Annotated in this window: 21 protein-coding genes; 10 read left to right on the top strand and 11 right to left on the bottom strand. The window is 67.0% G+C overall.

The genetic code is table 11. The features are described from left to right. Positions 1-106: 106 nt before the first annotated feature. On the top strand, positions 107-859 hold the full coding sequence (locus QX121_RS02505; RefSeq protein WP_315737853.1) for a hypothetical protein: 753 nt from the start codon (positions 107-109) through the stop codon (positions 857-859). Between the two features lie 278 nt (positions 860-1,137). Here QX121_RS02505 and QX121_RS02510 read toward each other — a convergent pair whose 3' ends face one another. From QX121_RS02510 to QX121_RS02525, 4 genes are all read right to left on the bottom strand, one after another. Beyond that, complete coding sequence (locus tag QX121_RS02510; protein WP_315737852.1) at positions 1,138-1,263, bottom strand: hypothetical protein; 126 nt, start codon at positions 1,261-1,263, stop codon at positions 1,138-1,140. Positions 1,264-1,435: 172 nt separating this feature from the next. Beyond that, a complete protein-coding gene (locus QX121_RS02515; protein ID WP_315774681.1) occupies positions 1,436-2,014 on the bottom strand; it encodes a hemerythrin domain-containing protein in 579 nt (192 codons plus the stop codon). Positions 2,015-2,154: 140 nt separating this feature from the next. After that, positions 2,155-3,384, bottom strand: coding sequence for a 5-aminolevulinate synthase (gene hemA / locus QX121_RS02520; protein ID WP_315811084.1), 1,230 nt, complete (start codon positions 3,382-3,384; stop codon positions 2,155-2,157). Positions 3,385-3,569: 185 nt separating this feature from the next. Further along, positions 3,570-4,718 carry a PLP-dependent cysteine synthase family protein gene (locus QX121_RS02525; RefSeq protein ID WP_315811085.1) on the bottom strand — a complete coding sequence of 383 codons (1,149 nt, stop codon included), beginning with the start codon at positions 4,716-4,718 and terminating at the stop codon, positions 3,570-3,572. A gap of 776 nt (positions 4,719-5,494) precedes the next feature. On the opposite strand from QX121_RS02525, the gene QX121_RS02530 reads away from it, so the two are divergent. The 3 genes from QX121_RS02530 to QX121_RS02540 all read left to right on the top strand — a co-directional run bounded on the left by QX121_RS02530 (position 5,495) and on the right by QX121_RS02540 (position 8,556). Then, the gene (locus tag QX121_RS02530; RefSeq protein ID WP_315737848.1) at positions 5,495-6,523 is read left to right on the top strand and encodes a PrsW family intramembrane metalloprotease; all 1,029 of its coding nucleotides are present in this window, start codon (positions 5,495-5,497) and stop codon (positions 6,521-6,523) included. A gap of 129 nt (positions 6,524-6,652) precedes the next feature. Further along, a complete protein-coding gene (locus QX121_RS02535; protein WP_315811086.1) occupies positions 6,653-7,240 on the top strand; it encodes an HdeD family acid-resistance protein in 588 nt (195 codons plus the stop codon). A 230-nt stretch (positions 7,241-7,470) separates the two neighbouring features. Further along, positions 7,471-8,556 carry a 3-deoxy-7-phosphoheptulonate synthase gene (locus tag QX121_RS02540; protein WP_315811087.1) on the top strand — a complete coding sequence of 362 codons (1,086 nt, stop codon included), beginning with the start codon at positions 7,471-7,473 and terminating at the stop codon, positions 8,554-8,556. A 50-nt stretch (positions 8,557-8,606) separates the two neighbouring features. On the opposite strand, the gene QX121_RS02545 is transcribed toward QX121_RS02540, so the two are convergent. The 3 genes from QX121_RS02545 to epmA are packed head-to-tail and all read right to left on the bottom strand — an operon-like array spanning position 8,607 to position 11,041. Then, positions 8,607-8,864 (bottom strand): hypothetical protein, encoded by a 258-nt coding sequence (locus QX121_RS02545; RefSeq protein ID WP_315737845.1) that lies wholly within the window; start codon positions 8,862-8,864, stop codon positions 8,607-8,609. A gap of 36 nt (positions 8,865-8,900) precedes the next feature. Further along, a complete protein-coding gene (locus QX121_RS02550; RefSeq protein ID WP_315785274.1) occupies positions 8,901-9,995 on the bottom strand; it encodes a lysine-2,3-aminomutase-like protein in 1,095 nt (364 codons plus the stop codon). Continuing rightward, positions 9,992-11,041 carry an EF-P lysine aminoacylase EpmA gene (gene epmA, locus QX121_RS02555; protein WP_315811088.1) on the bottom strand — a complete coding sequence of 350 codons (1,050 nt, stop codon included), beginning with the start codon at positions 11,039-11,041 and terminating at the stop codon, positions 9,992-9,994. Before epmA ends, QX121_RS02550 begins: the two co-directional genes overlap by 4 nt. Before the next feature lie 138 nt (positions 11,042-11,179). On the opposite strand from epmA, the gene efp reads away from it, so the two are divergent. The 3 genes from efp to QX121_RS02570 all read left to right on the top strand — a co-directional run bounded on the left by efp (position 11,180) and on the right by QX121_RS02570 (position 13,725). Next, positions 11,180-11,746: an elongation factor P gene (gene efp / locus QX121_RS02560; protein WP_315712097.1), complete on the top strand. Its 567-nt coding sequence runs from the start codon at positions 11,180-11,182 to the stop codon at positions 11,744-11,746. 39 nt (positions 11,747-11,785) lie between these two features. After that, a complete protein-coding gene (locus tag QX121_RS02565) occupies positions 11,786-13,399 on the top strand; it encodes a M23 family peptidase (RefSeq protein ID WP_315811089.1) in 1,614 nt (537 codons plus the stop codon). Positions 13,400-13,461: 62 nt separating this feature from the next. Next, positions 13,462-13,725 carry a hypothetical protein gene (locus QX121_RS02570; protein WP_315811090.1) on the top strand — a complete coding sequence of 88 codons (264 nt, stop codon included), beginning with the start codon at positions 13,462-13,464 and terminating at the stop codon, positions 13,723-13,725. Between the two features lie 95 nt (positions 13,726-13,820). Here the strand turns inward: QX121_RS02570 and QX121_RS02575 are convergent, their stop codons facing one another. Then, positions 13,821-14,003, bottom strand: a complete 183-nt coding sequence (locus QX121_RS02575; protein WP_315737840.1) for a hypothetical protein — start codon at positions 14,001-14,003, stop codon at positions 13,821-13,823. A gap of 59 nt (positions 14,004-14,062) precedes the next feature. Further along, the gene (locus QX121_RS02580) at positions 14,063-14,533 is read right to left on the bottom strand and encodes a carboxymuconolactone decarboxylase family protein (protein WP_315785262.1); all 471 of its coding nucleotides are present in this window, start codon (positions 14,531-14,533) and stop codon (positions 14,063-14,065) included. 53 nt (positions 14,534-14,586) lie between these two features. Between QX121_RS02580 and QX121_RS02585 the strand changes: the two genes are divergently transcribed. Beyond that, positions 14,587-15,132: a MarR family winged helix-turn-helix transcriptional regulator gene (locus QX121_RS02585; RefSeq protein WP_315811091.1), complete on the top strand. Its 546-nt coding sequence runs from the start codon at positions 14,587-14,589 to the stop codon at positions 15,130-15,132. A gap of 58 nt (positions 15,133-15,190) precedes the next feature. Next, positions 15,191-16,423, top strand: a complete 1,233-nt coding sequence (locus tag QX121_RS02590; RefSeq protein WP_315811092.1) for a lytic murein transglycosylase — start codon at positions 15,191-15,193, stop codon at positions 16,421-16,423. A 190-nt stretch (positions 16,424-16,613) separates the two neighbouring features. Here QX121_RS02590 and QX121_RS02595 read toward each other — a convergent pair whose 3' ends face one another. Further along, a complete protein-coding gene (locus tag QX121_RS02595; protein ID WP_315737836.1) occupies positions 16,614-17,405 on the bottom strand; it encodes an NYN domain-containing protein in 792 nt (263 codons plus the stop codon). 295 nt (positions 17,406-17,700) lie between these two features. On the opposite strand from QX121_RS02595, the gene QX121_RS02600 reads away from it, so the two are divergent. Next, positions 17,701-18,102: a hypothetical protein gene (locus QX121_RS02600; RefSeq protein WP_315737835.1), complete on the top strand. Its 402-nt coding sequence runs from the start codon at positions 17,701-17,703 to the stop codon at positions 18,100-18,102. Between the two features lie 121 nt (positions 18,103-18,223). On the opposite strand, the gene QX121_RS02605 is transcribed toward QX121_RS02600, so the two are convergent. Beyond that, positions 18,224-19,231, bottom strand: coding sequence for a serine hydrolase (locus QX121_RS02605; protein WP_315737834.1), 1,008 nt, complete (start codon positions 19,229-19,231; stop codon positions 18,224-18,226). Positions 19,232-19,333 lie beyond the last annotated feature (102 nt).

The following is a 19,333-nucleotide window of genomic DNA, read 5'->3' on the forward strand; positions in this document are numbered from 1 at the left end:
AGACCGTGGCACCCTTCTTGCTGCCTGCCCTGCAGATCTGGTCGAACGAGCCGACGTGTCGCAAAGGCGACAGACCGCTCGGCGGCGAGTTGCGGCGGAGTGCGACATGACCGACATGACCGAGCTGAGAACACGCAAGGAGCCGCTCAATCTCGCCATCGTGCATGTCGATCCCGACGCCTTCATCGCCAACCTCATGGGCTGGCTCGAGATCACCGCCTTCATCAAGGCGCAGCGCGCCGGCGAGGCCACGGTGCCTGCAGACGGCAAGACACCCGCATTGTCGGCGGCGCAATTGCAGAACGGCGGCGTCCACGAGGTCGGCAACGACGCGCTGTTCGCCTTCGCGATGACGGCGTCGCTGAAGGGCGACAAGGCCGCGGTCGACAAGGTCGAGACCGCCTTGCTCGACGGCATGGGCAAGGATTTTCCCGGCTCGTTCGCGCTGTGGCACTTCCGCGCCACGATCGATGCACCGACCACGCTCGACGATTTCGTCGGCCAGGCCGGCAAGAAGATGCTGACGGGCGATCTGCCGCCGCCGCCACTGCGCGCCAAGGAATATTGGAGCGCCGGACTGCGCTTCTTCGAGAAGGCGCGCAAGTCGAACTTCGTCCACGAGATCATGTATCCGCTGGCGAAATGGACGCGGGCGCGCTGGACCGAGACGGCGGAGAAAGGCGTCGCCTTTCTGCATCACATCGAGGACAACGTCCCGGTGCTGCGCGAGGTGCTGGAGGAGCCGCGAAACGACCAGGCGTTCATCGCCAATGTCCTGCTGAGGCTCGCGCCCGCGGTCGATATGGAATTGAATGAGGAATATCAGGGGTTCCTGCGCTCGCTGGCGCGGCGCAACTGACGCAAGGGTGCGGTGTCAATTCCAGCTGACCCGCCCACGCAAAAAGGCCGGCGGGCGTTACGCCGCCGGCCTCTTGTCGCGACTGCCGGCTCCGGCCGTCCGGTTCCGTCGCATTCCTGGGGAATATGCGAACAGGGTCGCGCGATCTGGTTAATGATAGGTTAACGCACGTATACCGGAATAACCACGATCCTGAGCTCTACAACCATGATCCCGGGTTTGCGTTCCGGCCATGAAGCAGCGCGAGGACCATCGAGCGGCGAGATCGGACAAGACCGTCAGCTCAGTTGCAGGGTGCGCTTCGTCTCACGGCGCAGCGCCTGCTCCTGGCAGCCCGACAGCCGGACGAGCTCCTGGGGATACATGTCGTAGCCGTGGCTGCCAAAGGCACTCTGCTGCGCCATCGGGACCTGCGCAGGCGTCCGGGCCGCATCTGCCCCTCCCCCTGCATTCGACGAACCTCGGACCGGATCGAGCCCAGTGTTCAAAGCGGCCATAGCCAGCTCCGCGAAAGAGTGCCTGCCCCGACTGGAACTATAGTCCACCAGCCACGGGGCGCAATTGGGCAAAACGCCATCAGCCGGCGGTGGCGCGCGCCTGCTCCGCCTCCTGTTCCCAGCGCAGGATGGTCCGCTCGAGATTGTGGAACTTCTCGGCGACGTCGCCGTCGAACAGCGGGTCCTTGCGGTCGGACATGCGGGCATCGATATCGGCCCAGTCCTCCGCGCTCAGGGTGCGCAGCGCCGCGGGAAACAGCAGGGTCTCCTCCTTGCGCAGATGCTCGCGCTGGCTGTCGATGAACTGGTGCACGGCGGCATGAAAGCTTTCGCGCAGGATCTCCTGGTCCGACAGCACCGCGTTCACGGCGTCGGCAAAGCCGCGCAGCCGCCGCGCCTCGGTCTCGTGCTCGTCGTCGACGTCGCCATAGGCTGCGGCCGCGGCAGGGTCGCGCTCGCGCAGCTTGTCGAAGATCATCTCCTCCTTGGGATGATGACAGCGCTGCGGATAGTCCTCGAAATAGGCGATGATGCTTTGCAGGATGTCGTAGTCCGGCCGCCGATTGTGATCAAACAGCTCCAATTCGTGCTCGAGCACCGACAGAAGCTTCTCGAGATTCTCGTGCTCCTGCAGCAGCGCTTCGATGATCCTAGCCATGGCCGCCCTCGCCTGTGCGCCGGCCGGGCCCTGCCGAACCGGCATTTTCCCTGAACACAAAAGATTACGCCCGCGCGAGCGCGGGCGGCATTGCGGCAGATCAAACTGACTGGCCGATGTGATAGGTCAGCGGGACGGGCTCACTCCGCGGCCAGCGCCTGCGGCGCCCGCGCAAGGCCGAGCCGGTCCCAAACGTCGACCAGCGCCTCGGCCAGGGTGTCGATCAGGCCGTCATCATGGTAGGGCGATGGCGTGATCCGCAGCCGCTCCAGGCCGCGCGGCACGGTCGGATAGTTGATCGGCTGGATGTAGATGCCGTGCTCGGACAAGAGCAGGTCGGACGCCGTCTTGCACTTCTCGGGATCGCCGACATGCACCGGCACGATGTGCGTGTCGGACGGCATGACCGGCAGCCCGGCGGCGTTCAGCACGGCCTTGAGTCGGGCCGCCCGATCCTGGTGCCGGTCACGCTCCCACTGCGAGGTCTTGAGGTGGCGAATCGCGGCGGTCGCGGCGGCGCAGACCGGCGGCGGCAAGGCGGTGGTGAAGATGAAGCCCGGCGCATAGGAGCGGACGGCGTCGATCAGATTGGCATTGGCGGCGATGTAGCCGCCGAGGCAGCCATAGGCCTTGGCGAGCGTGCCTTCGAGGATGTCGATGCGGGCCATCGCGCCGTCGCGCTCGGCGATGCCGCCGCCGCGCGGGCCGTACATGCCGACCGCATGGACCTCGTCGACGTAAGTGAGCGCGCCATACCGCTCGGCGAGATCGCAGATCCGGTGCAAGGGCGCGACATCCCCATCCATCGAATACAGGCTCTCGCAGACGATCAGCTTGGGCCGGTCGGGATCGGCCGCCCGCAGCAGCTCCTCGAGATGGGCGAGGTCGTTATGCCGCCAGACCTGCTTCTCGCTCCCGGCCTTGCGGACGCCCTCGATCATCGAATTGTGGTTGAGCGCGTCCGACAGCAGCAGGCAGTTCGGCAGCAGTTTTGCGATGGTCGAGATGCCGGTCTCGTTGGAGACGTAGCCCGAGGTGAACACCAGCGCCGCTTCCTTGCCGTGGAGATCGGCAAGCTCGCGCTCGAGGTCGATCAGCGGATGGTTGGTGCCGGCGATGTTGCGGGTGCCGCCGGCGCCGGTGCCCATGCGCGCGGCGACATCGACCATGGCGCCGATCACCTTCGGATGCTGGCCCATGCCGAGATAGTCATTGGAGCACCAGATCACGACGTCCTTCGGCCCCTCCGGCGAATGCCAGATTGCGCGGGGGAAACGGCCGGCGAGGCGCTCCAGATCGGCGAAGACGCGATAGCGCCGTTCCTGGTGCAACTGGTCGAGGGCACGCTCGAAATAGCTGTCGTAGTTCATCACCTGATCCGTCCTTCCCCTGCCCGCGTCCCGAACCTGCGTTCCGGCGCGCCCTTGGAGGCCTGTTCGGGGTCGGACCAAAGCGCAATCCGGCGCGTCCTTCGTTGATCCAGATCAGGGATCGCGCACGATGCCGGGCATCCGGATGCCGCTCGCCGCGGTCCGCGACGCCCCCCGGGAGGCGTTCAGGCGCGCAGCGGGTTCTCCGCATCGGCAACCTCGAGCCGCAGCGGCGCACCGGTGTCGAGGAAGGCAGACAGAGCTGCCTCGTACGGCGCGGGGTCGAGACCGCGCGCGGAGAGCCATTGCGGCTCGTAATAGGTTTGGCGATAGCGCTCCCCGGAATCGCAGATCAGCGTGACCAGTGAGCCGCTCTGTCCATCCTGCCGCATCTCGGCCGCCAACCGGCACAGCGCCAGGAAGTTGGTCCCGGTCGAGCCGCCGACCGGCCGGCGCAGCCGCCGCGTCAGCGCGTTCATCGCCGCGACCGAGGCGGCATCCGGCACCTTCATCATGCGATCCACGACCCCCGGCACGAAGGATGGCTCGCAGCGCGGACGGCCGACGCCCTCGATCAGCGACGGCCGTTCGCACGTCCGGGCGCTGTCGCCGTTGCAGAAGGCGTCAAAGAACGCGGAATGCTGGACATCGGCGACGCACAGCCGCGTCGGGTGGCGGCGGTAGCGCAGATAGCGGCCGATCGTCGCCGACGTGCCGCCGGTGCCCGCGCCCATCACGATCCATTCCGGCAGCGGGCAGCGCTCGCCCTGCAGCTGGTTGAAGATCGACTCGGCGATGTTGTTGTTGCCGCGCCAATCGGTGGCACGTTCGGCGAACGTGAACTGGTCCATGTAATGGCCGCCGAGCCGGCTCGCGAGCGCAGCCGCCTCGGCATAGAGAAACCGGCCGTCATCGATGAGATGGCAGTTGCCGCCGTAATGCGTGATCGCGGCGATCTTCTCCGCCGAGGTGGTGCGCGGCATTACCGCGTAGAACGGCACGCCGATCATCTGCGCGAAATAGGCTTCCGATACCGCTGTCGACCCGGAGGAGGCCTCGACCACGGGCGTGCCTTCGCGGATGTGGCCGTTGCACAACGCGTAGAGAAACAGCGATCGGGCCAGCCGATGCTTGAGGCTCCCGGTCGGATGGGTCGACTCGTCCTTCAGGTAGATGTCGATGCCCGCGAGCGCGGGCACGATCAGCCGGATCAAGTGCGTGTCGGCGGTCCGGCACTGGTCGGCCTCGATGGCCGCCACGGCGTCGTCGACCCAGCCACGGCGATAGCGTGGACCACGGGCTCTGTCGGAAGCTGACCAAGGCGGCGAATTCATCGCGGCAACCGACCATGATCCCTTCGCCACATCAAGCCCGCCCGGCCGCCCATGCCGAGCAAGCTGGGGGCAAATAGCGGTTCGGCGCCAGCCGCCGAGCCTTGGCGCCGCAACGGAGCGAACGGCTTCGCATTTGCATCAGCGGAAAACGCTCGCATCGCTTGCAACTCATGGAATGCACGCGTGAATTTCGGAAGAATCTTTTGAATGACGGCGGGAATGGTCAAATATTTGCACGCTTTTGCGACCAAGCTGGGCATCATCGAACGGCACGACCGAGTCGAGCCTGCATCACGGGCGACCCACGCCTGCTCCGAGGGGCACCATGAGAGTTCTTTCGATTGTTCTGGTTGCGTGCGCGATCAGTCAGGCCGCTCTCGCTGAAGGTCTGGAATGCCGGCGTGTGGCCGACCCGACGCCACGCTTGAGCTGCGTGGAAACGCCGACGACCGCCCAGGCGCCAACCACCTCCCGCACCGACGCCTGGACCCCGGTCGAGCCGCGCCAGGAGGCCCCGGTGCGCGGCGGCGAGGCGACGGCGCCGAGAACCTCCCGGCCCCGTTGAGGCCAGCCGGGCGGCAGCCGACCGCGGCTGCACTCGGCCCTGCGGCGGTCTCTCCCCAATCGAGCGCCAGGGCGCGGTTCTTTCCCTTGAAGGGCGGCTCATTCTGCCGACATGTAGATCTTGCCGTGCGGCCACGGACCGATGTCAAATCCACCCCCGCGCGGGCGGTGGAGGGCCGGTTCGGCTCCGCCGCATTGGATGATCGGAGACCATGGCTTACTTGCCATCGCAAATGAACCTGCTCGAAGCCCTCGCGACCGTGATCGGCACCGCGGCGATCGCTCCCGCGCTGCTGATCCTCTGGCTGGTGGTCGCCGCCGGTGACAATTCAGGCCCCCCGCTCAAGATCTGGACCGCCTTCCTGCTCGGGGCAGCCAGCGTGCTGCTGCTCGGCATTGTCAGGATGCCGTTCCAGCATGTCGGGCTGACATTGGAGAATCCCTGGATCGCCCAGGCGGTCCGGGCCCTGTTCGGCGTCGCCTTGCCGGAAGAGCTCGCCAAGGTCGCGGTGATCGCCGCGCTATGGTCGCGGCGCCGGCAGGTCGGCAACGCCATGGACACGGTGTTCTATGGCGCGGCCGTAGGCCTCGGCTTTGCTGCCTATGAAAATCTCGCTTACCTCGTCCAGCATGCCGAGATGTGGCGCTCGCTGGCGGTGCTGCGCAGCGTGCTCACCGTGCCGTTTCACGGCGCGCTCGGCATCATTGCCGGTGCCTATCTCGCGATCGCCCGCACCAGTACGGCGCTCGGCGCCAACCGCCACAATCGCGAAGGGGCACGGCTGTCGAGCTGGGCGCTGGTGCTGGCCGCTCCCGTGATGCTGCATGCGGCCTTCGACTATCCATTGCTGTTGCTGCAGCGGGCGTCGACGCTCGACACCGCCGCGCGCCTCTGGCTCGGCGGCGTCAGCGTGCTGATCGGGTTCTCCTCGATCGGCCTCGCCGTACGGCTGGTGCGCCGGGTCGCCCATCACCACACGCCCCGCACCGAGGTGGCGCGGGCAAGACTGAGCCAGCTGCGCAGGATGTGGGCGCTGCTGCTGCTCGGCGGCGCCGCCGGCTTCGTCGGGCTCGGATTCGTGCTGACCTCGATTCGGCACTGGCTGCTCAACCCGGACCGCAACGTCGCCGGCGTTCTGGTTCCGCTGGGCCTCACCGCGATCATCGTCGGGATGGCCCTTCTGATTGTCACGACGACGATCTATGTTTTCGGCCGCAACCGGATGCGGACGACGGCATAATCCCGGCCCCGCCGCGCCATCAGAGCAACGAAACGCGCATCACGCGCTTGTCCCGGCCGTCGTTCCTCACCATCTGCGTGGGAAGGCGGACGCGGCATCCAGCCCGTGACCTTGCCCGGAGTGACGATCATGACCCTTCCGCAGGATACGATTCCGCCCGAGCTCGAGCGCATGAGGTCGCAAATGGGTGCAGCCGTGCGCACGCATTGGAAGGCCTTCCTGATCGAGGGCATCCTCCTCGCCGTACTCGGCCTGCTTGCGATGATCCTCACCCCGCTGGCAAGCCTTGCGGTCACGATCTTCCTCGGCTGGATGTTCCTGATCTCGGGCATCACGGGGCTCGCGCTCACCTTCTGGGCCCGCGGCATGCCGGGCTTCTGGTGGTCGCTGTTGTCGGCGGTTCTCGCCATCATCGCCGGAATCATTCTGGTGGCGCAGCCGGTTCAAGGGACGGTGACGCTGACCATCGTAATCGGCGTCTATTTCCTCGCCGAGGGCGTCGCCACCATCATGTATGCGCTGGAGCACCGCCGCGAGCTGTCCGGGCGCTGGTCGTGGCTGGCAATCTCGGGCGTCGTCGACATCGCGATCGCCGGCATCATCATTTCGGGGCTACCGGGCACGGCGATGTGGGCCATCGGTCTGCTGGTCGGCATCAACCTGCTGTTCGGCGGGCTGTCGATGATCGGCATGGCGCTCGCCGCGCGCAACGGCTGACGCCGGGGGGCTCGATTTTCGGGATGACAAGCGGCCGCGCGGCCGCTATAGGATGGCCATGATCAACGCCGCCACCAGCTTCTATTGGTACTTTAGCTACGACAGCTCGCTGGCGGCGGGAGGATCGCGCTCAATCTGACACATTGCAGCAAGATATCCGAACGAGCCGCCAGAACCTGGCGGCTTTTTTGTTGCCGGCAGGTGCCCATCAAGACACCCAGGAGCCCGCCATGCTGAGCACCACGGACGATCTTCGTATCAAGGAAATCAAGGAATTGAGCCTGCCGGCGGAGGTGATGGGTGAAATCCCCCGCACCCTCACCGCGACCCGTGTGGTGATGGCGGCGCGCAACGCGATCCACGCCATCCTGACCGGCAGCGACGACCGCCTGCTGGTCATCGTCGGCCCCTGCTCCATCCACGATCCCGACGCGGCGATCGACTACGCCGGCCGCCTCGCCACCTTGCGCGAGCGCCTCGCCGACCGCCTCGAAATCGTGATGCGGGTCTATTTCGAGAAGCCGCGCACCACCGTTGGCTGGAAAGGCCTGATCAACGATCCCGGCCTGGACAATTCCTTCGACATCAACAAGGGCCTGCGGCTCGCGCGCAGCGTGCTGTCCGCCGTCAACAATCTCGGCCTGCCGGCGGGATGCGAATTCCTCGACATGACGACGCCGCAATACATCGCGGACCTCGTGGCCTGGGCCGCGATCGGCGCGCGCACCACCGAGAGCCAGATCCACCGCGAGCTGGCCTCGGGCCTGTCGTGCCCGGTCGGCTTCAAGAACGGCACCGACGGCAACATCCGCATCGCCGCCGACGCGGTGAAATCGGCCGCTCATCCGCATCATTTCATGGCGGTGACCAAGGGCGGCCGCTCGGGCATCGCGGCGACCACCGGTAACGAGGACTGCCACATCATCCTGCGCGGCGGCAGCGGCCCCAATTACGACGCCGCCCATGTCGAGCAGGCCTCGGCCGAGCTGATCAAGTCCGGACTGCCGGCGCGGCTGATGATCGACACCAGCCACGCCAATTCGAGCAAGAAGCCGGAGAACCAGCCGCTGGTCGCCGCCGACGTCGGACGCCAGCTCGCCGCAGGCGAGCAGCGCATCATGGGCGTGATGATCGAGAGCCATCTCGTGGCGGGTCGGCAGGACGTGAAGCCGGGCGTGGCGTTGACCTACGGCCAGAGCATCACCGACGGCTGTATCGGCTGGGACACGACGGTGGAGGTGCTGGAGCAGCTCGCCGATGCCGTCGCCGCCCGGCGTGCGGCGCAGCGCAACTCCCCGCGTGAGCGCTCGGCGTAGCACTCACGACCGATGAGCGGCGCGCGTCGGGCGCGCGCCGCAGGTCGCGCTCAGCAGCCGCGGCAGATGCCCTTGATCTTGCGATCGAGCTCGCGGTCTTCCTTGGTCATGCCGCTGAATGAATTTTCTTCGGCCTGCTCGGCCTTGGGCAAATCGCTCGGGCGGACTTGGCGGTGACCGACCGGCGCCTGCGGCGGCATGCCGCTCTTCGATCCGGTGCCGGCGGAGGAGCCGCTGCCGCTCTGCGCCAGCGCGATGCCATCAGTCACGACCATCAGGAGCCCCATCGCGATCGCAAGTCTCTTCATGTTGCTCCTCCGTGTCAGCGGAATCGGCAGGACACTTCATCCCGCGGCGGGCGGATAGAGGTGCGCCTCGCCGCAATAGTCAATCACACGATAGCGCGTTTGCGCACCTGCCGCATGATCCTGCTCAACAGTTTCATCGGCAGTGAGGTATTGCGGCCCCACCGGCGCCTTGCCGTAGCCGCCGGGAATGTCGAGCACGTAGTCAGGCTGGCACAGGCCGGACACCCGGCCGCGCAGCGTTCGGATCAGGGCCTGACCTTGCGCCAGCGTGGTCCGCAGATGCGCCGTGCCCGGCGCGAGGTCGCCATGGTGCAGGTAATACGGCTTGATGCGAATCTCGACGAAGGCGCGCATCAGCGCCTCCAGGGTCGCCGCATCGTCATTGACGCCGCGCAGCAGCACCGACTGGCTGACCATGGGAATGCCGGCATCGATCAGCCGCGCGCAGGCCGCCTGAACCGCTGGGCTGAGCTCGCGCGGATGATTGGCGTGCAGCGCGACCCAGGTCGCGGCGCCCGGCACTTTCAGCGCCTCGACCAGCGCCGGCGTGATGCGCTGGGGATCGGCGACCGGCAAACGGGTGTGGATACGGATGATCCTGACGTGATCGATGCCGGCGAGATCGGCCATGATCTCCTTCAGCCGCCGCGGCGACAGCATCAGCGGATCGCCGCCGGTGAGGATCACCTCCCAGACCTCGTCATGTGCGCGGATGTAGTCCAGCGCCGCGCGATAGGCCTCCTCCGACAGCGCGTTGTCCTTGCCGGGCCCGACCATCTCGCGGCGGAAACAGAAACGGCAATACACCGCGCAGACATGCACGAGCTTGAGCAGCACGCGATCGGGATAGCGGTGCACGATGCCGGGCACCGGCGCATGCGCGTCGTCGCCGATCGGATCGCCGCGCTCGCCGGGCGCCGCCTTCAGCTCGTCCATGCTGGGCACGAACTGGCGCGCGATCGGATCATTCGGATCGTCAGCGTCGATCAGGTCGGCGAGATGCGTCGTCACCGCCACCGCATAGCGCTGCGCCACGCGCGCCAGCGCCGGCTGGTCCGCCGCGTCAGCCAATCCCTGCGCGACGAGATCCTCGGCGCTGCGCAATGTCGTCGGACGTTCGACCCTGTTCATCGCTCACCTGCCGGCGGCGTCCATACCACCTGGTCGATCCTCGTGGCGCCGGCCGCCAGCATCACCAGGCGGTCGAAGCCAAGCGCCACACCGCTCGCCTGCGGCATCGCGGCCACGGCGGCGAGGAAGTCCTCGTCGAGCGGATAGCGCTCGCCATAGCGCCGCTCCTTCTCGGCCATCTCCTGCTCGAAGCGGCGGCGCTGCTCGGCGGCGTCGGTGAGCTCGCCAAAGCCATTGGCGAGCTCGACGCCGCAGGCATAGACCTCGAACCGTTCGGCAACGCGCTGGTCCGCCGCCACCCGCGCCAGCGCGGCCTCCGGCGCCGGATATTCATATAGCACGGTGAGACGTCCCTGCCCGAGATGCGGCTCGACATGCTCGACCAGCACCTTGCTGAACAGGTCAGACCAGGTGTCGTCGTCGCTGATCCGGATCTTGCCAGCGGCGGCCTGCGCCAGCGCCGCGCGGTCGCCCGCGCCGTCGCGGATGGTCGCCAGCAGGTCGATGCCGGCATGGCGCTCGAACGCGCCGGCAACCGTCAGCAGCTCGGGCTCGGCGAAGGGATCGGCGGTGCGGCCACGGAAGGCGAACTGCCGGATTCCCGTCGCCTGGGCCGCGTGCGCGATCACCACGACCGTGTCGGCCATGATCGCGTCATAGGGCGCCTCCGCCCGATACCATTCCAGCATTGTGAATTCCGGCAGATGCAGGTCGCCGCGCTCGCGGTCGCGGAACACGCGGGCAAACTCGAAGATCCGCCGCTCGCCGGCCGCCAGCAGCTTCTTGCAGGCGAATTCCGGCGACGTTCGGAAATACCGCCGATGGCGGGTTCCGTCCGGCCTCGTCAGGTCGGTGCCCGGCGCGTGCAGATGGGTCTCGTTGCCCGGCGACACCTGCAGGATGCCGGTCTCGACCTCAATAAAGCCCTGCTCGTCGAACCAGGCCCGCAGCGCGCGGATGATGGCGGCCCGGGCGAGCAGGAACGGCCTGATGTCGGCGTGCCGCTGCGGCGACCACCAGGGCGAAGGCGCGGGCTCCCGGGACATCAGGGGATCGCCCGATCGGGCCGCAAAAGACTGGCAACCCCGGACAAAATCAGTATGTTGCCGCCCGAAACCGCATTCCGCGTCGCGTGGCGCCCCGGCCCAGTCCGGCGCCCCTTTTTCAGTGTCAGGAAAACAGCTTTGAAAGTCATCGCCAGCTCTATTCGCAAGGGTAACGTCATTGAGCAAGATGGAAAGCTCTATGTCGTCGTCACCGCCGAGAACATCCATCCCGGCAAGGGCACTCCGGTCAGCCAGATCGAAATGCGCCGAATCAGCGACGGCGTGAAGATCTCCGAGCGCTTCAAGACCACCGACCAGGTCGAGAAGGCGACGATCGAGGAGCGCAACTTCACGTATCTTTACGAGGATGCCGACGGCTTCCACTTCATGAACCCGGAGACCTACGATCAGGTCCAGGTGCCGAAGGACGTGGTCGGCAACCAGGCCGCCTATCTCCAGGAGAACATGACGGTCAAGCTGTCGATGCACGACGTGGTCCCGGTGGCGATCACGCTGCCCCAGCGGGTCACGCTCGAGGTCGTCGAGACCGAGCCGGTCACCAAGGGCCAGACCGCGTCGTCGTCCTACAAGCCGGCGGTGCTCTCCAACGGCGTTCGTACCGGCGTGCCGGCGCACATCACGGTCGGCACCCGCATCGTCGTCATGACCGAGGACGGCTCCTACTGCGAGCGCGCCAAGGACTGAGGCATCTCGAGGATCTGACGCCGGGGGGCGTGGGGGGAATTGGGGGCACGGGTCACCATCATCGCCGCCGCCCTTGCGGCGGTCATCGCGCTGGCCGCGTCGCCAACGCGCGCGGCCGATGGTTTCACGACGCCCTCCGTCACCGTCAATCGCGCCGACTGGCGCGCGGCGCTGGACCAGCTCCGCTCCGAGCTCAACGCGGCGCCCGAGGTCGCCGCCGACTTCGCGCCGGCGCGCCGGAGCAGCGTTTCGGCCGGTGATGCGCGGCGCAGGCCCGCGCTGGTCCAGCTCAACGGCGTGACCTCAACCATCTTCACGGGGATCGGACGCAGTCCGGTCCCCGTTTTGCTGCCGTTCGACGCCACCGCCTATCTCGCCGCGCGCCGCAGCGCCGCCATCGCGGCGCGCGGCCTGCCGCGCTATCAGGCCGACTTCCAGACCGACCTGTTCGATGCCGGCCCGTCCGGCTACGACGCGGTGTTCTCGCTGCCGCCGGAGGTGACCTCCGGCCTGCCGTCGCGCGTCTTCGCAAAGCCGGTCGAGATCCAGATCACCGGCTCACTCCTCACCTACGATGTCGCCGATCCCGCCGGCGGCAAGGGCGAAGCCGTCAAGGCGCTGTCAGCGCAATATCCCGATCTGCGCCGCTTCATTCGCGAGGGCTATGTCCGCTACGCCTTCACGCGCTTCGGCGTGCCCTATGTGATCTCGATCCAGTGCCTCGACAGCGCGCCGCGGCCGCGGCGGCTCGCCTGCCGCGAGGCCTATCCCATCGCCGAGCGCTTCCTCAAGGCACTGCGCATCGCCGGCGGACAGCCGTCGCGCATCCCGCCGGAGATCGCGCCGCTCGCCGCCGAGCGCCCGGTCACGCTGGATGCCGATTTCACCTATCGGCCCGTTGGCGACATCGTCGCCAACAGCGGCGGACGCGGCCAGGGCGGGCGGGCCGACCGCACCGTCTATTCCCAGATCCGCTACCCTCTTGATGCGCCGGCCTATGTGCATTCACAGTCGTTCGGCCGCAGGCGCGCGAGCGACAAATTCGACCAGCCGTGGAGCCAGTATCCCTGGCGCGACAATTTCTGCGAGGCGCGCAGCTTCAACGTCGGCCAGTGCGCCAGCGGCTTCGGCCATCAGGGCCAGGATCTCAGGCCGGGCGCCTGCCCGGTGCGCCGCGACGGCGCCAACGGCTGCAACCCGTGGCGGCAGCGCGTGCTCGCCGTGCGCGACGGCGTCGTGATCCGCTCGGCCCGGCAGCAGGCCGTGACGGTGCAGGTCAACAGCGGCACCGAGCACGTCCGCTTCCGCTACATGCACATGAATCCCGCGGCGATGGATGCCGACGGCCTGCTCAACGGCCGCAGCCTTCGCGAGGGCGAGCCGATCGGCGTGGTCTCGAACTATCTCGACCATCCCAACGGCACCACGCGCCATCTGCATTTCGACGTCCAGTTGTTCACGCGCGACGGCTGGATCTGGGTCAATCCCTACGTGACGCTGATTGCAGCCTATGAGCGCCTGATCGGCGGCCGCGGCCGCGAGGTCGGGCTGGAGGAGATCGCCGCGTCGCCGCCGGCGACCACCGGGGCACTCGGATCGTCGCCGCTCGGACCTGCGGCCGACGCCGCCGCCGCCGCGCGCGACCGGAACTGATCGCCGGCGGACCCGGAACCGGGGCCCACCGCTCCGGGTTGTCTGGCCACGGAGGATCGCAGATGATGACAGCCAACCCGCATCGCAGAGCCGGACCGGCGCTCGTTTCAGCCGCGATTGCGCTGCTCTGCGTGGGCGCGCTGACAATGCTGGTGCGCGACCGCTGGCATCCGCCGGAGATCAAGTCCGTCGAGACGGCACGGCATTCGACGACCGGCCAGGTCGCCCGTGCCGCCGGCGCGCGCGTGATGCCGACCGACCCCAGCCTCGCGGTCGAGCCGAAGCCGGAAGGCCCCAAGCCGGCGCAGCCGGCGAATCCGTTTTGAGCGTGGCACGCGCGCTTATTAGTTCGAGCTGATTGCAAGCGGCATCTGTCTCCCGCAACTCTCAGCGAGATACGAGACGGGGAGACAGTCAACAGTCACGCCGACCACTTGTCCTCTTCGCGACGATGCTCCTCGGCATTGAGGCGGTCCGCAATCTCTTGCGCCATCGCCTTGTTCTTGGTCGTGGCGATCGGCTTACCGTCCTGGCGCTGCACGCGCTCCTTGTCGGCTTCCAGCGGAAAATCCTCCGGCTTGAGCGGTTCGTCCGTCCCGGTCATGCGCGCCTCCTCTACCTCCCGCGCATAACCCGCCGGGCCGTGCCGCGGTTCCAGGCAACTCAGGACGCCGCCCGCGCCGGCCGCTCCGCCGGCGTCCAGCGGAACGCGACGCCGTAGCGATTCCAGAGATTGATCACGCCGATCGCCGACGTCAGGAACACCAGCTCCGTTTCCGAGAATTCCGCCCGGGCCTGCGCATAGACCTCGTCGCTGACGCCGCCCTGCAGCGTGGTCAACGCCTCGGTGAAGGCCAGCGCCGCGCGCTCGCGTGCCGAGAATTGCGGCGCCTCGCGCCATACCACGACGAGATTGATCTTGTCGGCGGAGACGCCGAGCTTCTCGGCCAGCAGCACGTGATGCTGCACGCAGAACGCGCAACCGTTGATCTGCGACGCCCTGATCTTGACGAGCTCGAGCAGCTGCTTGTCGAGGCCGGCCTTGGCCGCCTGCTGACTCACCGCAAGGATGGCATCGTACAGCTCCGGCGCCTGCCTCCGGAACGTGGTGTACTCGCTGCGCGCATGTGACATGGTCTGTCTCTCATGTTATCAGATATATGATAACTTATCAGAGCTCTGATGATATGCGCAAGGCACCGGAATTGACGACCTCGCGAGCGTCGCGAAAGGCAGCCCCCGCAAAGGCCGGCCCCGCGCGTCGGCCGAAGACAGCGGCCCGCCCGCCATCGCCCGGCGAGGGCAAGCGCGGCGAGGACGGCTACCTCGCCTATTTGCTGCGCCAGGCACAGGCCGCGGCGCGGCTGTCGCTCGACCGCGCGCTCATCGCGACCGGACTGACCCATCCGCAATTCGTGGTGCTGACGATGCTCAAGGCCTATCCCGGGCTGTCCGGCGCCGACCTCGCCCGCGTCGCGCTGCTGACGCCGCAGACCGTCAACGTCATCATCAGCAATCTCGAACGCGACGGCGCCATCCAGAGAGCGCCGCATCCCGTGCACGGCCGGGCGCTGCAATGGACCCTGACCCGGCACGGCCTCGCTCTGCTCGCCAAGGCCCGGCGCCGCGCCAGCGCGCTGGAGCGGCGACTCGCCGGCGACCTGAGCAAGCGGGACCTCGCGACCATCCGCCGTTGGCTGGCCCGCATCGCCGCCGAGCTCCACCAAGCGTGAAAGTTCCGCCCGTTCCGGGCTTTGCCGCCGGCCCGCATCAGCGGGTAGACTGCCCTCCATGACTCAGTCCGATTCACAGCCCGATACGATGACCCGCCGCGCCCTGCTCCGCTCCGGCATCGGTGCCGCCGCGCTGCTCGGCCCCGCCCTGCCGGCAGCGGCTGCCCCGGCCGAGTTCGAGGCCTGGCGCGACGGCTTTCGCGCCCGCGCGCTCGCCAAGGGCATCTCGCCGGCCACCTGGACCCGGGTCATGGCGCGGCTCGAGCCCGACATGACCGTGTTCAAGGAGTTGCGCAACCAGCCGGAGTTCAAGGAGCAGCTCTGGCAGTACATCAACCGTCGCGTCTCCGACTGGCGCGTCATCAACGGCAAGATCGCGCTGCAGAAGAACGAGGCGCTGTTCGCCCGCATCGAGAAGGACTTTGGCGTCGAGCGCGGCACGCTGCTGGCGCTGTGGGGCGTCGAGTCCGCCTATGGCGATCCGCTGGTGCAGCAGAACCACATGCGCCCGGTGTTTCCGGCGCTCGCCGCGCTCGCCTGGAACGAGCCGCGCCGCAAGGCCTATTGGGAGACCGAGCTCACCAACGCGCTGAAAATCGTCGATCGCGGCTGGAGCACGCCGGAGGAGATGCGCGGCTCCTGGGCCGGCGCGATGGGCCACACGCAATGGATGCCCGAAGTCTGGCTCAACGTCGGCTTCGACTATGACGGCGACGGCAAGATCAACCCGTTCGGCCGCCCCGACGACGCGCTCGGCTCGACCGCGCGCTATCTCGTCAACCGCGGCAAATATCACCGCGGCGAGCACTGGGGCTACGAGGTGCGCGCGCCCGGCAACATGTCAGGAAGCCGCAGCTACGCGGCCTGGCAGGCAGCCGGCATCACCCGCGCCGACGGCCAGCCGTTCCCACAGCCCAATGCCACCGCGCAGCTCTGGATTCCGGTCGCGGGCGGCCCCGCCTTTCTGCTCGGCCCGAACTTCTACTCGGTGAAGTCCTACAATCCGGCGATGAGCTACGCGCTCGCGATCTGCCATCTCGGCGACCGCATCCTGGGGGCACCGCCGTTCCTGCAGCCCTTCCCCGGCTCCGAGCGCGCGCTGACGCTTGCCGAGGTGCAGGAGATGCAGAAGCGCCTGACGGCCGCCGGCTTCGACACCGGCGGCACCGACGGCCGCGTCGGCAACGACACCATGAAGGCGATCCGCGACTTCCAGGCCAAGGCCGGCATCACTCCCGCCGACGGCTATGGGGGATTGAAGGTGCTGGCGAAGCTCAGGCAGGGCGGCTAGCCGCGAAGAAATGTAGGGTGGGCAAAAGGCGCGGCCGTGCTCTCGCCACCTGAGAGCTGGTAGTGGCGCCGTGCCCACCACCTCACGCTGAGCACGCCGCCCGACGATGGGCACGCTGCCGCCTTCGGCGGCTGCTTTGCCCATCCTACGTGTCCGTCATGTTGCGAGTAACGGCGACGCTCAGCTTGCGTCACGCCTTGGCCGCCGCCTCGCGGTGTCCCCTCGGCGCCTTCGCCTTGGGCTGCGACGCGCTCGACGCCCTGACGCGGATGCGCACCGAGCCGCCTTTCGGCTGCTCCTCGATCTCGAACGCGCCGGTCTTGCGGACGAGATCGCTCAGCTTGCGGCAGCCATAGGTGCGCGGATCGAAGTCGGAGACCAGGTTGGAGAGCTGCTTGCCGACCTCGCCGAGCGCGACCCAGCCGTCCTCGCTTTCCATCTGCGTGATGACGTTCTTGATCATCGGCGTCGCCGCGGTGATGGGCAAAAGAGACTTGGGTGCCGCAGCCGTATCGGCGTCCTTGCTGGTCGCGGCGTCGCTGCGCAAATTCTCGGTGTAGATGAACCGGCGGCAGGCCTGCCGAAAGCTCTCCGGCGTCTTCTGCTCGCCGAAGCCGAACACGTCGATGCCCTGCTCGCGGATGCGCGCCGCGAGCCGGGTGAAGTCGCTGTCCGAGGACACCAGGCAGAAGCCGTCGAACCGTCCGCTGTGCAGCAGGTCCATCGCGTCGATCACCAGCGTGATGTCGGAGGCGTTCTTTCCCGTGGTGTAGGCGAACTGCTGCTGCGGCACGATGGCGTGTCTGGCGAGCGTGTCGGCCCAGGGCCTGGAGCGCGGGCTGGAGAAGTCGCCATAGATCCGGCGCACGCTCGCCTCGCCGATCTTGGCGATCTCCTCGAACAGCCCGTCCACGATCTTGGCCGAGGCATTGTCGGCATCGATCAGAACGGCAAGACGCGGCGAGCGAGGTTCGGACGGCATCGGATAGTCCTCAAAGTTGGCCCAGTTCTCATTCCCTTATACGCGCCCTTATACGCGGGCCGACATCCAGCCGAATGATTTTCTTGAGACGAATGGCAAGACCACGGGATGCGCAACCAGGCACTCCGCGAGTCGCGGCACGGCTGGCTGGGTGCGCGGAGACCGGCCGCTGACGCTCCCTCCGTTCGTACACGAACAAATTTGGGCTCCAGGCCTGTTCTGACGGTTGTTTTCACCTTCTCTTAATTCGCCTCGCACAACGATGCGGACGACCCAACGATGGGATCTGCGGCAGATGATGAAGGAAGGCACCTATTCGGCCTGGTTCAGGACCCCCAAAGGCCAGGGAACCGGCATCGTCGAGCTGGTGGGCGGCAAGGTCTGCGGCGGCGATACCGTGCTGAGCTATGCCGGCAGCTACGAGACGCATGGCGATCGGTTTACCGCCATCATCAAGACGAAGCGTCACGCGCCGGGACAGCCGTCGCTGTTCGGCCCCGACGAGCTGACGCTCAGCCTCGAAGGGTGCTGCAGAGGCACGCCCGTCACGTGCTCCGGCTATGCCGCGGAAGCTCCCGACGTGCCGTTCGAGGCGCTGCTGCTGTTCTCGGCGTCCGACGACGCCGCACCTCCGCAAACGCCCCGGCCGACGCCGAAATTCAGTCCCGATCATCTGCCGAAGCCGTCCTGGCGTTGAGCAGTCGCGGTTGTCGAGGAGCCCTGTGTCGCGCGCTGCGACCCGATCCCACGGACGCTCGATCTCACCTGCTGAGACGTGATCCGATCTCAGATCGAGCGCGATCGCCATCGCATGCTCCTCACGGCACCGACGCGCTGATCCTGCTCACGAGATCGAGGACGCGCTGGGTTCGGACGCCATGCGGGTTGACGGCGAGATCGACCAGCTCGACTAGCACCAGGCGCTTCGACGGAACGACGACGACCAATTGCCCACCATAGCCATTGGCCAAGAAGGCGCTGACGCCCGGACTGCCCTTCGTGTACGTCCACCAGAGATAGCCATAGCCGCGTTCAGGCTGCTCGGTGTCCGACAGCCGCGTCGTCGATTCCGTCACCCAATGAGCCGGGATCAGCTGGGTCCCGTTCCAGCGTCCGCCGTTGAGATAAAGCACGCCGAACCGCGCGAGGTCGCGTGCGCTCATGTGAAACACGTAGGCGGGATGAGAGGACGAGTCCTCCTTCTGGTAGTGACCATCCTTCGTCGAAAAATCCTCCATGCCGAGCGGCCGCGCGATCCGCGTCTCGAAGCTTTTGAACACGTCGCCCAGGGATTGCCGATAGATCGTGCCGAGCGCATTGAAATCCCAATTGTTGTAGTACCAGAAGCTGCCAGGCGGATGGCTTCCGCGGGCAGGCCGGAGGTCCTTCATCCGCGGCGTCTCGTAGGCCGCGAGATGATAGACGCCGGAACGAGCCATCAACAATTGGCGAACCGTCGCGGTCTTCTCGGTCGGCGACAGGGCGTCGGGACGATCGTCGATCGCAAGTTCGGCAAGGGTGCTGTCGAGGTTGATCCGGCCCTCCTCGACCGCCAAGCCGTACAGGGCGCTGATGAGGCTTTTGCGCTCGGACCGGATATTGACCTTGGCGCCGATGTCACCCGACGACGCAATGATCTCGTCGTCTCTGACCACCATGATCGCCGTCGGCTTCTGCGCGTCGGCGAACTGCTGAACCTCCTGCGAAATCGCCGCGGTCCAAGGCTTTTCGCTGGGGTTTGCTGTCTGCCAGTGCAGGCCCGGTTCGGCATGCGCCCACGGCAAGCACAGCAACAGCACCACGAAGACACCAGACAGATATTGCATCGAACACCCACATTGTCGGACAGCCGCCCTCGTCGCGAAGATGACTCAGTGCGCCAAGATGGCAAAATGGCAAGAACGAGCGGCAGGTTGCAACACCGACGT

Source organism: Bradyrhizobium sp. SZCCHNR2028 (assembly GCF_032380995.1).
Lineage (GTDB): Bacteria > Pseudomonadota > Alphaproteobacteria > Rhizobiales > Xanthobacteraceae > Bradyrhizobium.

Excerpts from the sequence above, each read along its gene's own strand:
- QX121_RS02505 (WP_315737853.1), top strand. The coding sequence starts at position 107 with ATGACCGACATGACCGAGCTGAGAACACGCAAGGAGCCGCTCAATCTC.
- QX121_RS02605 (WP_315737834.1), bottom strand. The coding sequence starts at position 19,231 with ATGCAATATCTGTCTGGTGTCTTCGTGGTGCTGTTGCTGTGCTTGCCG.
- QX121_RS02550 (WP_315785274.1), bottom strand. The coding sequence starts at position 9,995 with ATGAACAGGGTCGAACGTCCGACGACATTGCGCAGCGCCGAGGATCTC.
- QX121_RS02590 (WP_315811092.1), top strand. The coding sequence starts at position 15,191 with ATGACTCAGTCCGATTCACAGCCCGATACGATGACCCGCCGCGCCCTG.
- epmA (WP_315811088.1), bottom strand. The coding sequence starts at position 11,041 with ATGTCCCGGGAGCCCGCGCCTTCGCCCTGGTGGTCGCCGCAGCGGCAC.
- QX121_RS02525 (WP_315811085.1), bottom strand. The coding sequence starts at position 4,718 with ATGAATTCGCCGCCTTGGTCAGCTTCCGACAGAGCCCGTGGTCCACGC.
- QX121_RS02570 (WP_315811090.1), top strand. The coding sequence starts at position 13,462 with ATGATGACAGCCAACCCGCATCGCAGAGCCGGACCGGCGCTCGTTTCA.
- QX121_RS02580 (WP_315785262.1), bottom strand. The coding sequence starts at position 14,533 with ATGTCACATGCGCGCAGCGAGTACACCACGTTCCGGAGGCAGGCGCCG.
- QX121_RS02600 (WP_315737835.1), top strand. The coding sequence starts at position 17,701 with ATGATGAAGGAAGGCACCTATTCGGCCTGGTTCAGGACCCCCAAAGGC.
- QX121_RS02575 (WP_315737840.1), bottom strand. The coding sequence starts at position 14,003 with ATGACCGGGACGGACGAACCGCTCAAGCCGGAGGATTTTCCGCTGGAA.
- QX121_RS02585 (WP_315811091.1), top strand. The coding sequence starts at position 14,587 with ATGCGCAAGGCACCGGAATTGACGACCTCGCGAGCGTCGCGAAAGGCA.
- hemA (WP_315811084.1), bottom strand. The coding sequence starts at position 3,384 with ATGAACTACGACAGCTATTTCGAGCGTGCCCTCGACCAGTTGCACCAG.
- QX121_RS02530 (WP_315737848.1), top strand. The coding sequence starts at position 5,495 with ATGGCTTACTTGCCATCGCAAATGAACCTGCTCGAAGCCCTCGCGACC.
- QX121_RS02535 (WP_315811086.1), top strand. The coding sequence starts at position 6,653 with ATGACCCTTCCGCAGGATACGATTCCGCCCGAGCTCGAGCGCATGAGG.
- QX121_RS02510 (WP_315737852.1), bottom strand. The coding sequence starts at position 1,263 with ATGGCGCAGCAGAGTGCCTTTGGCAGCCACGGCTACGACATGTATCCC.
- QX121_RS02540 (WP_315811087.1), top strand. The coding sequence starts at position 7,471 with ATGCTGAGCACCACGGACGATCTTCGTATCAAGGAAATCAAGGAATTG.
- QX121_RS02515 (WP_315774681.1), bottom strand. The coding sequence starts at position 2,014 with ATGGCTAGGATCATCGAAGCGCTGCTGCAGGAGCACGAGAATCTCGAG.
- QX121_RS02545 (WP_315737845.1), bottom strand. The coding sequence starts at position 8,864 with ATGAAGAGACTTGCGATCGCGATGGGGCTCCTGATGGTCGTGACTGAT.
- QX121_RS02595 (WP_315737836.1), bottom strand. The coding sequence starts at position 17,405 with ATGCCGTCCGAACCTCGCTCGCCGCGTCTTGCCGTTCTGATCGATGCC.